12 protein-coding genes are annotated in these 12,529 nt (G+C 73.5%); 11 read left to right on the top strand and 1 reads right to left on the bottom strand.

Translation table 11 applies throughout. The annotated features are described in order from the left end of the window. Positions 1–188 precede the first annotated feature (188 nt). The 10 genes from RM445_RS01205 (at position 189) to mobF (ending at position 10,248) form a co-directional block, all read left to right on the top strand. Complete coding sequence (locus RM445_RS01205; RefSeq protein WP_311554040.1) at positions 189–524, top strand: hypothetical protein; 336 nt, start codon at positions 189–191, stop codon at positions 522–524. A 6-nt stretch (positions 525–530) separates the two neighbouring features. Continuing rightward, positions 531–773, top strand: coding sequence for a hypothetical protein (locus RM445_RS01200; RefSeq protein ID WP_311554039.1), 243 nt, complete (start codon positions 531–533; stop codon positions 771–773). Between the two features lie 13 nt (positions 774–786). Next, positions 787–1,296 (top strand): helix-turn-helix domain-containing protein, encoded by a 510-nt coding sequence (locus RM445_RS32255; RefSeq protein WP_397469192.1) that lies wholly within the window; start codon positions 787–789, stop codon positions 1,294–1,296. Further along, entirely contained in the window at positions 1,293–1,679 is a 387-nt protein-coding gene (locus tag RM445_RS01195; protein WP_311554038.1) for a hypothetical protein, read from the top strand. Before RM445_RS32255 ends, RM445_RS01195 begins: the two co-directional genes overlap by 4 nt. Next, a complete protein-coding gene (locus tag RM445_RS01190) occupies positions 1,676–2,443 on the top strand; it encodes a DUF2637 domain-containing protein (protein ID WP_311554037.1) in 768 nt (255 codons plus the stop codon). Before RM445_RS01195 ends, RM445_RS01190 begins: the two co-directional genes overlap by 4 nt. Continuing rightward, positions 2,440–4,290, top strand: a complete 1,851-nt coding sequence (locus tag RM445_RS01185) for a type IV secretory system conjugative DNA transfer family protein (RefSeq protein WP_311554036.1) — start codon at positions 2,440–2,442, stop codon at positions 4,288–4,290. Before RM445_RS01190 ends, RM445_RS01185 begins: the two co-directional genes overlap by 4 nt. Then, complete coding sequence (locus RM445_RS01180; RefSeq protein ID WP_311554035.1) at positions 4,290–4,874, top strand: hypothetical protein; 585 nt, start codon at positions 4,290–4,292, stop codon at positions 4,872–4,874. Before RM445_RS01185 ends, RM445_RS01180 begins: the two co-directional genes overlap by 1 nt. A gap of 2 nt (positions 4,875–4,876) precedes the next feature. Beyond that, positions 4,877–5,563, top strand: coding sequence for a hypothetical protein (locus tag RM445_RS01175; RefSeq protein WP_311554034.1), 687 nt, complete (start codon positions 4,877–4,879; stop codon positions 5,561–5,563). A gap of 231 nt (positions 5,564–5,794) precedes the next feature. After that, the gene (locus RM445_RS01170) at positions 5,795–5,944 is read left to right on the top strand and encodes a hypothetical protein (RefSeq protein ID WP_311554033.1); all 150 of its coding nucleotides are present in this window, start codon (positions 5,795–5,797) and stop codon (positions 5,942–5,944) included. Next, positions 5,938–10,248, top strand: coding sequence for a MobF family relaxase (gene mobF, locus RM445_RS01165; RefSeq protein WP_311554032.1), 4,311 nt, complete (start codon positions 5,938–5,940; stop codon positions 10,246–10,248). The genes RM445_RS01170 and mobF overlap by 7 nt, the downstream gene beginning before the upstream one ends. A 6-nt stretch (positions 10,249–10,254) precedes the next feature. Here the strand turns inward: mobF and RM445_RS01160 are convergent, their stop codons facing one another. Beyond that, positions 10,255–10,812: a hypothetical protein gene (locus RM445_RS01160; protein WP_311554031.1), complete on the bottom strand. Its 558-nt coding sequence runs from the start codon at positions 10,810–10,812 to the stop codon at positions 10,255–10,257. 376 nt (positions 10,813–11,188) lie between these two features. On the opposite strand from RM445_RS01160, the gene RM445_RS01155 reads away from it, so the two are divergent. Further along, positions 11,189–12,169 carry an ArdC-like ssDNA-binding domain-containing protein gene (locus RM445_RS01155; protein WP_311554030.1) on the top strand — a complete coding sequence of 327 codons (981 nt, stop codon included), beginning with the start codon at positions 11,189–11,191 and terminating at the stop codon, positions 12,167–12,169. Positions 12,170–12,529: the final 360 nt, after the last annotated feature.

Genomic DNA, 12,529 nt, shown 5'->3' with positions numbered 1-12,529 from the left:
GCGGCGGACCGGGAAGGCGCTGCGTCGTGCTGATGAACCAGTCCTCGTGGGACCACACCCTCCCGGGCGTCAGGCCTTCGCCGGGGCCCGGCAGGGGCGCCGTCTCACATCAGTCCTCACAGGACAAGCAGCGGAAGCGCTCCCTGCCGGGATCCACCGTGCGAAAGGAAGGTAGAGCCATCAGCGGCGTGTTCGAACACCTCGACGACGTCCTCGTTCGGGTAACGCAAGAGCGCGACGAGCTGCTCGCTGACCCGAATGCGGTCAACAGGTCGACGCGCCTGGCCTCGGTGTTCGAGTCCGAGGCCGAGACGTGGTCGCAGCTCTACGAACTGTCATCCATACGCCTGGTCTGGCGTGCGGCGCTGGCGGCCGAGGCGGGAGCGCGGGCGAACGCCCGGCGCTGGGCTGAACGTGCGGCGTGGGATGCGAGGTGCGGTTCCCGACAGGAGCGGGTCACCGGCCGCGTGCAAGCGCGGACACCTCGGCTGGCGGTTCTTCCCGGCCAATCCCGAGGTGCGTGATCCGAGATGCAGAGTGTTGGAGTCCTGATCCTGTTCGCGCTGGTTGGCGCGTTCATCTGTGCAAAGGCCCGGGTTGCGGCGGGGGCGGTGGTGTTCTCGCTGATCGCGCTCGTGCTGTTCGTGAGCACGCCGGCCGGGTCCGGACTACCTACGGCCGTCGCGAGCTTCCTCAGCACGTTCAACGCCGCGGCGACGCCTCCGCTGACGGGTTCCGCGGTCCCGTCCGACGGATCAGAGGCCGGGGGATGACGGGCAAGGACTGGTGGTCAGGAGCGGCTTGCCGTGGCGTCGATGCCGAGCTGTTCTTTCCGATTGCCTAGAGCCAACGCGTGGCTGCACAGGTCGCGGTGGCCAAGGCCATCTGCAGCGGCTGCCCGGTCCGCTCCGCACCGAGTGCCTGTCGTACGCGCTGGTCCGGCTCCCGTTCGGCATCGCCGGCGGCCTGACGGCCGAGGAGCGCCACCGGTACCGCGCCCGGCAGGCCGGCGCACGACCGCCCCGGACGTCACGAGGGGTCACCATCGACGCCGAGTGGATTTCGACGGACACGCGAGCCGAGATCGCGTCAGCCGGCCTGGCGCTCCTCGCGGCCGGGCGACCCGTCGCCGACGTCGCGCGCCAATGCCGGGTGTCCACCCGGACCGTCGCGCGGTGGATCAACCGCGCTCAGGCGGAGAGGAGCCACGGCGGCAACCGGGCTCCCCTCCTGATCTCCCACACGCACAACCCCCAGGCAGGGACTCGAACGCAGGAAGGACTCGACCCTAAATGAACACGTCCACATCCACCCACCCCGAGGATGACCGTCCACACGCACGGGTGGCTGCCGAGGAGGCCGCTGAACGCTGGGCCGACGTCGTCCGGTTGCAGCGCTGGGCGGACCCGGACCACGCCGACTTCTACGCCCTCGCCGCCGAGATCATGGCGACCCTGCAGGCGCTCGACGACCTGGCGCATGTGTTGCGACGGCAGGTGACGGGCTACGGGCAGGGCCGCACTCTGTACGACGACACCCGGCAGGTAGACCCCGCGACGCGGCTCACCGAGTCGACCGTCGAGCTGGGGCGTCTCGTCGAGTACCTGCAGGCCGCACAGGCACCCGCGAATCGCTTCTGGTCGGCGATCGGACACGTCGGGGTCGAGGTGACCCCGTGACCGGCCGCGGCGTGCTCTACCTCCTGCTCGCCGTGGTGGCCGGGGCGGCGGCGATGCTGTCGTTCGCCGCGCTGCGCGACCTCGCCCTGCGGTGCGGGTTCGAGCCAGTGTTGGCCTGGTTGCTGCCGGTCGCGGTCGACGCCGGGGCGGCGTCGGCGTCGGGGTCGGTGGTCTGGCTGCGCGAGGGCGCGGGGGAGCCGGCGCGGCGGTTCGCCCGCCGCCTGGCCCTCGGCCTGCTCGCGCTGTCGGTCGCGGCCAACGCCCTCGGCCACGGGCTCGCGGCGTTCGTGCTGCTTCCCCCGTGGTGGGTGGTGGTCGTGCTCTCGGGGATCGCCCCCGCCGTGCTCGGCGCGATGGGACGCCTCGCCGTCTTGGTCGGTCGGCCTATTGACGTCGCACACGACCAGGCGCTTGCTGTCATCCAGCCCGATGCGCCGGCGACAGACGAGCCCGCGCAGTTCCTCACCTGCGACATGGCCTCCTCAGCTCCTGCCAGCAAGCCGACAGACGACGGCATGGCCGAGCAGGGCGTTGAGCTACCGGACGGCGGGGATCGGGCGGCGGCTCTGATCGCCGCGGGAGCCGGTCGTCGTCGCCTTTCCCGCGAGCTGGGTCTCACCGAGTACGAGGCCCGTCGCCTGCTGGAGCGGACGCGCCCCGTCGCCGATGCCTCGTCTGTGACGAAGACCGACACCTCGCCCGACACCGGGGCCGGGCCGGCTGAGGCCGCATGGACCGGCGTCCTCGTAGGAGCACGCTCATGACGACCGGCTACCTGATCCTGTTCACATTCGCCGCCGTGGCGAGCGTGGTGCTGGCGTGGCGCCGTCGGGCGTGGCTGGTCACCGTCGGCCTGGCCCTGTTCGCGCTCTACCCGACCGGACAGCTGGTCGATCGCACCCCGGTGTGGCTGCTCGTCGCGATCGTCGTGCTCACCGTGGTGGTGGCCTGGCATCGGTTCTTCCGCACCTCGGCGACGGTGACCCGGTGGGGTGCTCGGATCCGCCGCAAGTCCGGTGTGGCCTCGACGTTCGACATTGCCCGGGTGGGGTCCGGGATGGCGATGCGCCGCAAGGCCGCCACCGTCCGCCCCTCCCTCTCCCGGGCGACTCGGCGGGCGCGGTGGTGGCAGCTGCTGCGGTTGCCGACCCGTGAGGTGGCGTTGCAGCTCTGCAAGGTGGGGCTGCTGCGGGTGTGGATCTCGTCCGAGGACGTGCTCGTGGTGTTCGGCGGCCCGCGCACCGGCAAGACCCAGTACCTGGCCGGGCGGATCATCGACGCCCCCGGCGCCGTCCTCGTCACCTCGACCCGCACCGACCTCTACGAGGTCACCGCGCCCCTGCGCGCCCGCCGGGGGCCGGTGTACGTGTTCAACGCGACCGGGTTGGCCGGGCTGCAGTCGACGATCACGTTCGACCCGCTGACCGGCTGCACCGATCCGGTCACCGCCGCCGAGCGGGCCGCGGACATGCTCGGCGCGGTCAGCGCCGGCACCGGTCGCGGTGGGGCGGGGGAGCGGGAGTTCTGGGACGCCCAGGCTCGCCGCGTCCTGGCCGCGCTGATGCACGCTGCCGCGCTGGGCGGGGCGTCGATGCGGGACGTGCATGCGTGGGTGTCCGACCCCGACGCCGGCCAGGCCCGGATCACGTCGCTGCTGCGGCGCTCGCCGGAGAAGGCGTTCGAGACCGACGTCGCCCAGTTCGTCTCCACGAACTCCCGCACCCGCACCAGCATCACCTCGACGATCATGCCCGCGCTCGGCTGGCTCGCCCATCCCGCCGCCGCAGCCGCCGCCCAGCCCAGCAGCGCCGGCTTCGACGTCGCCGAACTCCTCGAGTCCCGGGCGACGGTGTACCTGCTGGGCGGGGAGGAGGCCCAGGCCGCACCGCTGGTGTGCGCGCTGACCGGGCACATCGCCCGCCAGGCCCGCACCCTCGCCGCACTGCAACCCGGCGGCCGGCTCGACCCCGCGCTCACCCTCGCCCTCGACGAGGCGGCGCTGATCTCACCCGTGCCGTTGCAGCGGTGGACCGCGGACATGGGCGGGCGCGGGGTGACGATCGTGGCCGCGTTCCAGTCCCGCGCCCAGCTCCTGGCCCGCTACGGCGACAACGACGCCGCGGTCATCCTCAACAACGCCGCAGCCGCGCTGTTGTTCGGCGGCACCCGCGACCGCGACGACCTGCAGTTCTGGTCCACCCTCGCCGGTGACCGCGACGAACCCGTCCTGTCCACCGACGTGCACGGCCACCGCAGCACCCGCACCGTCCGCAAGGTCCCGGTGCTCGCGCCCGCGCAGTTGGCGAACCTCCCGACCGGGCGGGTGGTGGCGTTCCGGCGCGGGATGGCGCCGGTGATCGGGCGGGCCGAGCAGGCGCACCGCCGCCGCGACGTGCGCACCGTGCTCACCGGCCACACGCCCTGGTGGACCCGCCTGCTCGCCGCGCTCGCCCGCGGTCTCGCCCGACTGCGCCTGCGCCGTCCGCTTTCCACTCCCACGGTGCGACCGGAGCTGGTCGACGACGACCCGTGGGTGATCCCGCCCGAGTGGACCGCGACAAGCGGCCCCACCGGCGACGGCGACCCGGGTGAGCCGGGGAGGTGGTCGTGATGGCCGCCCGCGACCAGGAGGCGCCGTCGATTCGGGAGATCGCGGAGCTGACCGCACGACTGCGCCGACTGTCGGCCGCCGGCCCTGACGCGGACCCGGTGGAGCGCGCGGAGTTCCTGGCCGACAACCACGCCCTGCTCGACCGGATCGACGCCGCGAACCGGGATGACACCGTCGACGCGGCGGCCGACGCTGGCGGCGACGAGCGGGGACCGGGCGAGCCTGTCGACGACGACCTGCCGCACCGCGACCGGCCCGAGCACCGACACCACACCAGCACCGACCCGGCGACGCCCACCGCCACCGCCGATGGCCCGGAGCCACCGCTCCTGCCGGCGTGCTGGCCGCTGCCGCCGCAGATGCTCGACGGGATGCAGGAGCGGCGCACCGCCCCCGCGCACGCCGACGACCCCGCCGAGCTCCTCGCCTGCCTCGACGAGCTCCGTCAGCGCCTCAACCCGACCGCCCCGGGCACCAGCGCCGCGCCGGCCGTCGACGACGACGCGATAGCCGCCGAGCAGGTCCGCTACCCGCACTACGACCCGCACACCGACGCCGCCAGCGACGCCGAGCGGGGGTGGTGACCGTGCCCGCCGACTCCCCGCACGACAGGACCGACAGCGCCGACGGTGTCGACCCGCAGCTGGTGGCGCTGGCCCGCACGGTCGACCGGACCGGACGCCGACTCAGCGTGCTGGACAAGCTCGTGGGGCAACTCGCCACCGACCTCACCGCGCTCGCCCGCATCGTCACCTCCAGCCCCGCGACCCCGTCCAGCACGGAGGGCGAGACCGACGCGGTGCCGGCGGTGCGGTCGTGGCTGCTGGCCGACGACCTCGACCAGGCCGCGACGGACTTGGCCGACCTGTGCACGTGGCTGGGCCGGGTGTACCTGCGCTACCCGCGCACCGACCTGCCCTCGTGCTGGCTGTGGCACCCGCACGCGGTCGAGGAACTGTGGTGGCTACGCCGCGCCCACGCCGACGCCTACCACCCCGAGAACGGCTCCTGGCTACGCGTCGGGGACTGGCACGACCGCCAGCTCCCCGGCGTCACCCAACGCCTCGCCCACACGATCGGCTCCTGCGAGCTGGCCCTGCACCTGCCCGGCCAACGCGCCGCCGGACTGCCCCGACCGGTGCCCTTCGCCGACGCCGCCCCGTTCGTCGCCCAGACCTGGACCGGCTCAGCCGGCCGCGAGCCCGGCCCCCCGCCGACCGGCCACCAGCTCGACGAAGCCGACCGCCTCCAGCGCGACCGCTTCACGAGCTGAGCCCACGACACCAAGGACATCGACATGCCCCGACCGAGCACGACCACGACCACGACACCAACGAGCACCAGCACAGCGACGACAACGACTCCAACAACGATCACCACGACGCACAAGAAGGAGCAGAACCCTACGACTCAGCAGCCCCAGAACGACCGACAGAACCTCACGACGAGCACTACCAAGAACAAGATCAGAGAGCGATACACACCTAGGCATCACGATCTGTTGGTGATCTTGACCGACCCTGCCGGGTCGGTCGGGTGCGTTCTCTGCGCGATCACGCTGCGCGTCGACGACGACGCGGTGGTCGACTGCGGGTTCGGGCCCGAGCACCGGGACTGCCACGACCACGAACAACACGTGGCCTGCCCGTGCTGAGCATCGCCGTCGGGCACGACGTCGGTTACCTGACCGGGCCCGTGGCCGGAGGTCGGGAGAGCTACTACACGGGCGCAGTCGCCGCGGGGGAGCCGGCTGGCCTCTGGTACGGGCGCGGCGCCGAGGGTCTCGGCCTGGCCGGGGAAGTCGACGCGGACCTCCTGGAGGCCGTCTACACGCACCTGCTGAATCCGCGCGACCCGGCGGCACAGTCCCGCTCGACGTGGGGCGAGGCCGCGGCGCTGGCGCCGGGGCACCGGAACTACCGCAGTGCTGACGACGTCTACGCCGAGCTGCTTGCGGCGAACCCGGACGCCGGCCCGGAGGCCCGGGCCGCACTGCGGGTGCAGGCGGAGGGCTCGGCGCGGCAGGCGGTGTCGTTCCTGGACCTGACGTTCAGCGCGCAGAAGTCGGTCACGGTGCTGGCGGTGGCGTTCGAGCGGGCCGCGAATGAGGCCCGCGCCGCGGGTGACCACCTCGCTGCCGACGCCTGGTCGGCTCACCAGCGCGCCGTCGAGGACGCCGTGCTGGCCGGAGCCCGCGAGGCGATCGACTACCTGCAGGACGTCGCCGGTTACGCCCGCGCCGGCCACCACGGCGGCGGCGCCGGCCGGTGGGTCGACGCGCACGACTGGGCCGTCGCGCAGTTCCTGCAGCACGACTCCCGCAACCGCGACCCGCAGCTGCACGTGCACCAAGGCGTGCTCAACCGGGTCCTCTGTGCGGACGGGGTGTGGCGCACCCTGGACTCGCGGGCGATCCACAACCACCGCGGCGCCGCCGGGGCGATCGCCGAGCGGGTGGCCGAGGCCCACATGACCCGCTCGTTGGGCGTGCGGTTCGAGACCCGCCCGGACGGGCGGGCGCGGGAGATCGTCGGGATCGACCAGGACGTGCTCGACCTGTTCTCCTCCCGCCGCCGGGCAATCTCCGCCAAGGCCGAGGAGTTGTGCCGGGCGTTCGCCGCCCGCCACGGGCGTGACCCGTCCCCGCTGGAGCGGACCCGCATCGCCCAGCAGGCCACACTCGCCACCCGCGCGGCGAAGTCTCACGACTCCGAGGACCTCGACGCCCGCCTCGAGCGGTGGGAGCGGGAGTGCCGGGAGGCCCGCGATAGCGGGCTCGCCGACGTCGCCCAGGGTGTCTTCGCCCGCGGGCAGCAGATCGAACCGCCCGCCACCTGGTCCGAGCGCGACGTGATCGAGCGGGCGCTCGCAGCACTGGGTGAGTCGCGGGCGTCGTGGTCGAGATCGGACTGCGTGCGCGCGCTGTCGGACGCCCTGCCCGGTCACCTCGGACTCGACCCACACCAGGTGCTGCCGCTACTGAACGGGTTGACCGACCGGTTCCTCGGGAGTGCGGTGCGGCTGGACACGCCGGAGTCGGCCGAAGGGCTGCCGGGGCATCTGCTGCGCGCGGACGGAGAGAGCGTTTACGCCCAGCCCGGTGCGGCGCGGTACGCCAGCCCGGAGACCCTTGCCGCCGAACGGGTACTGCGCGCTGCGGCTACCGAGCGTGGCGCCGCCGCGCTAAGCCCAGCCGACGCCGACGCCGTGCTCGCCCGCTACACCGACAACGGCCGCCCACTCGGCCCTGATCAGGCCGCCGCCGTACACGGTGTGCTCACCTCGGGCGCCGGGCTTGAGGTGCTGTCCGCGGCCGCCGGCACCGGCAAGAGCTTCACAATCGGCGCGCTTGCCGATGCCTGGACCGAGGTCGGTCGTCGCGTCGTCGGGCTCGCCCCGTCCCAGGTCGCGGCCGAGGTGCTGGCCGAGGAAGGGCTGTCGTCGGCGAACGTCGCTTCCTGGATCGGCGCGCAACGCCGGCTCGCTACGCCCGGCCGGCCGGTCGCGGACTCTGACGAGCGGTGGCGGTTGCGCGCTGGCGATCTGGTCGTGGTCGATGAGGCAGGCATGACCAGCACCCGTGACCTCGTCGAGGTGCACCGCCGGGCGTCCGCCGCGGGGGCCAAAGTGCTGCTAGTCGGCGACTCGCGCCAGCTCGCCGCGGTCGGGCCGGGCGGGGCGCTGGCCGATGTCGCCGGGCACGGCATCCGCTACGAGCTGGCCGAGGTCCGCCGCTTCGCCACCGAGTGGGAACGCCCGGCGTCGCTGCGGCTGCGCGACGGCGACCCGACGGTGCTCGACGAGTACGCCAAGTACGGTCGGCTCGTCGACGCCGGCACCGCAGAGCAGGCCGAGGCCGGTGCCGCTCGCGCCTGGCTGGCCGACACGCTCGCCGGCCGAGAGTCGCTGCTGCTGCTCGGCTCCAACGAGGCCGCCGCTCGGACCTGCGCGGCGCTGCGGGCCGAGCTTGTCGCACTCGGCCGGGTCGACGAGCACGGCGTCGCCCTGGCCGCGCAGGGCACGGTCGCCGGGGTCGGTGACCGGGTCCAGGCCCGCCGAAACGGCTGGGAACTCGTCGGGCACGACGGCAATGCTCGCGCCCCAATCAACCGCGAGACCTACACCGTCACCGGCACCACCGCGGATGGCGGGCTGCACGTGGTCGACACGGCCGGGGTCCCGATTGCCTTGCCCGCCGACTACGTGCGCGACCACCTCGCCCTGGCCTACGCGTCCACGGTGCACGCCGCCCAGGGCCGCACCGTCGACACCTCCCACGCTGTCCTTGGCTCCTCGTCCAGCTCCGATGTCGCATACGTGGCGCTCACCCGCGGCCGTGACCGCAACACCGCTCACGTCGTCACCCGTGCGTTGGCCGCCGACGCCGAGACCGGGCAGACCCACGAGATCGCGCCGCGCTCCGCCCGCGCCGTTCTCGCTGACGTCCGCACCGGGCCCGATAGGGACGCCGACCTCACCGCGACCGCCTTGGCTGAGCAGCAGGCCGAAGCTGCCCGCTCGGTGCAGGTCGCTCTCGACCGGCTCGCCGCCGAGGTCGCCGAAGTCACCGCCGGCCGGGTCGGCGCCGAGCTGGACCGGCTCGCCGCCACGGGTGTCCTGCGCCCCGCCGACCGGACCGCGCTGGCCGCCGACCCCGCCTATAGCGGCCTGGAGCGGCTGCTCCGCACCGCCGAGGTCGCCGGCCACGACCCCGCCGCCGTCCTGCACGACGCCGTCGCCGGCCGCGACTTCACCGACGCCCGTTCCCCTGCCCAGGTGCTGCACAAGCGCATCACGACAGCCCTCGACAGACGACTCGCCCCCCAGCTCAGCAGCTACGCCGACCTCATCCCGGCCGGTCTCCCCGACACCGTCCAGAAACGCCTCACCACGCTCGCCGAGGCGGCCGACAGCCGGCGCCGTGAACTCGGCGAGCGGGTCGCCGCCGACCCGCCGCAATGGGCCCGCGAGGCCCTGGGTCTCGTCCCCGACGAGCCGATCGCGCGTGCCGAATGGGAGCAGCGTGCGTCATGGGCCGCGGCCTACCGCGAGCTGACCGGCCACGACCGCGACGCCGACCCGCTCGGCGCCGCCCCACCCGCCCGACTAGCGGAGAACCACGCCGCCTGGCACGCCGCACACGACGCGCTCGACCTCCCCGACGCCGGAGCCGACGAGGGCAAGCTGACCGAGGGCCGCCTGCGGGCCCGCGTACGCGCCTACGAGCGCGAGGAGACCTGGGCGCCCCGCTACGTCGCCGACGACCTCGCCGCGGTCGAGCAGCGCGTCGAGCGTGCCCGCGCCGACGCGGAGCTGTGGACGGCCCGCGCCGCGGCGGCCGGCGACCCGGCCGAGGCTGTGCAGCTGCGTGCCGCCGCCGAGCAGGCCCGTGCAGTGGCGGCCGACGCCGCCCGAATGGTCGCCGACCTTGAGGCAGCCGATGACGCCCGCACCGGCTGGTGGCTGCACACCGCGGTCACACGGGACAACGCCGAACGCGCCCGCGCCGAGCTCGGCAACCGCGGTGTCGACCTCGACGATCGCGCGGACCAGGTCACCGCCGAGGAGTGGCTCGACGCCCACCGGGCTGACCAGGCCGCCGAGGAGCCGCACCGCGAGGTCACCGAGACCGACGTCGCCGACGCCGCCCGCGGCACCTTTGCCGAGGCAGTTCCGGACCCGGACCTGCGCGAGATCTCGACGACCGACGCCACCGAGCACACCGACCCCGACCGCGGACATGTCCTCACCAGCGACGAGGCCGCCCTCTCGGTTGCCCGCGCACAGACCGCGCTCGCCGAGATCGCCGCGCGTCGAGCGGCCGACGAGCAGCGAGAGGCCGCCGAGCAGGCCCGGCGGGACGAGCTCACGCACTGGGCCGCCGAGCAGGACCCGGCCGAGCGCGATCCGGTGCAGCGCGACGCGGTCAACGAGGACGCTGACGACCTCGACTGGTGACGCCGGCTACCGGTCCGCGAGCCCGCGCACGTGCCGCCAATGCCGCCGCGCGTCGGCGCGGGCCCGCTCCCGGCGTCGCGCCTGCGCCGCCTGCCACACCGGCGACGCCGAATCTGACCGGGCCACATAGCGAGGCCCGCCGACCAAGGACCCGTCCGGGTACCGCTCGGGCAGCTCGACCGGCGGATCCGGTCGTACCCCCAGCAGCCACGCCAACATCCGCCACGCTCCGTACGCCCAGTCGATGTCCTCGACCACGGCCGGCTGCGCGTTGACGCCCAGCCGCGTCCAGTCCCGGTCGGTCGGAGCCGCCCCGTCTGCTGCCACGCACAGGGCCACCCACGACTCCGCGCGCACCTGCTCCCACGTCGCCGTGTCCGACCGGTGAGTCACCGGTGCCCGCCGGCCGCCGACGACCCACTCGACCGCAGCGAGCCGGCCCCCGGCCTCGATGTCGCCGACCGCCTCGACGAGGCGGTAGGTCAGGTAGTGCAGCTCGACGACCTGCCGGTGGGCTGGAACTACCCATGCCGGAACGACCGCGTGATCAGGTGCGCTGGTCATGGCCCTCAGTGTGCGTCCGGCCCCCGACAACTCGGTAGAACCAAGGGCACAGACCGCCGGCGGAAGCAGGAGCTGACGCCCGACCGGGCCGCCGGTCGTGATGCCTGCCGGACTTCGCCCTCAAGGCCGGGCGGGCCGAGGCGTAGCAGTCGACCCGCCTGCGGCGGGAGCCGGTCGGCCCTCGGCGTACCACGGCCGGTCTCCCCGTCAAGGGCACTCCGCTGCGCTCCGTGTCGCTTCGCGACGGCCCTGGCGGGCCGCCCGTGACGGCGAGCCTCGCCGGCCGCGGTCAGACGCCGTACCGCGGCGGGGTGAAGCGTCCCGCCGCCCCAAGGGGCCGGACCGACCGGCCAGCAACCCTCCGGCGGAGGCCACCATGGACACCACCACCACTACCGAGCAGCGGACCCGCGGCACGAGCGGAACCACCAGCCGGAAGGTTCAGGTGGGCAAGACCCCCGCGGACCGGGCGGCCGAGGTCGAGGCGCTGGCCGAGCAGCTCACGGACACCGTGACGGCGCTGACCACCTCGGCGGCATGGCTGGAAATGCTGAGGGTGGCGGCACGGTTCACCCGCTACTCCTCGACGAACGTGCTGCTGTTGTGGATGCAGGCCGAGCAGCGCGGCGTCACTCTCTCGCGCGTCGCCGGCTATCGGGCGTGGCAGGCCATCGGTCGGCAGGTCGTCAAGGGCGCCCGGTCGTTCGCGGTGAAGGCGCCGGTCCGCCGTCGGCTTACCCTCGAGGAGGCCACCGAGCGGGCCCGGTCTGGGCAGCGGCCGGCGTTCGACGCCGATGGCCGCCCGGCGCTGGTGGTGCGAGGGTTCAAGCTCGAGCGCGTCTTCCGCTACGAAGACACCGAGGGCGAGCCCCTGCCCGAGGTGCCCGAGGTCGGCTACGTCACCGGCGACACGCCGACCGGCGCCTGGGACGCGCTCAGCGCCCTGGTCACCCGCGAGGGCTACCAGCTCACGGCCGAGGCAGAGGACGGCGACACCCGCGGCCACACCGACTTCACCCGCCGTGTCGTAAACATCGATCCCCGCTATCACCTGGCGGAGCGGGTGCACATCCTCGTCCACGAGCTGGGCCACATCCGTTGCGACCACGAGAACCGGCGGAAGGTGTCGCGGGCGCAGCGCGAGACCGAGGCCGAGTCGGTGGCGTTTATCGTCTGCTCGGTACTCGGCCTGGAGCTTGGCGACGTCGCCGCGGTCTATGTCGGCGGCTGGACCGACGGAGACCCCGACACCATCACCGCTGCACAGGTCGCGATCCACACCGCTGCCCGCGGTGTGCTGGCCGATTTGGAAGACAACCGCAACGAGCATGGCGACGACGAGGACGTGTCCACTTGACCACCGATTAGACCGATCGCCGCCGCGGCCCCGTGCCAAGGGTCCGCGGCGGCCCTGCCTGGCCTGTCGTCCGGCTTGGGTGCCATCAGGTGCGCAGCAGGCGTTCTCGGTCGCGGGCCCACCGAGGTCCAACGCCCGCGTCGTCCGGTGGTCGCACCGGGGGCGGGCTTGGTGAATGTTGCGAGCAGGTTGGCGACAACGAACTCGCCGTCCGCGCTAACCCCGCCACGAAAGGTCAGCCCTGACCTCGCTGGCGCGGCTGGCGACGGCCGGGTCCACGGCGACGTCGACCACCTGGCGACGCGTCAGCCTCATGACCGGGCTCATACAGTTCTCGTCCTCCTGTGCGCGCCGAGACCT

This window comes from Pseudonocardia charpentierae, assembly GCF_031845345.1.
Lineage (GTDB): Bacteria > Actinomycetota > Actinomycetes > Mycobacteriales > Pseudonocardiaceae > Pseudonocardia > Pseudonocardia charpentierae.
This window is presented reverse-complemented; position numbering and strand designations above follow the sequence as displayed.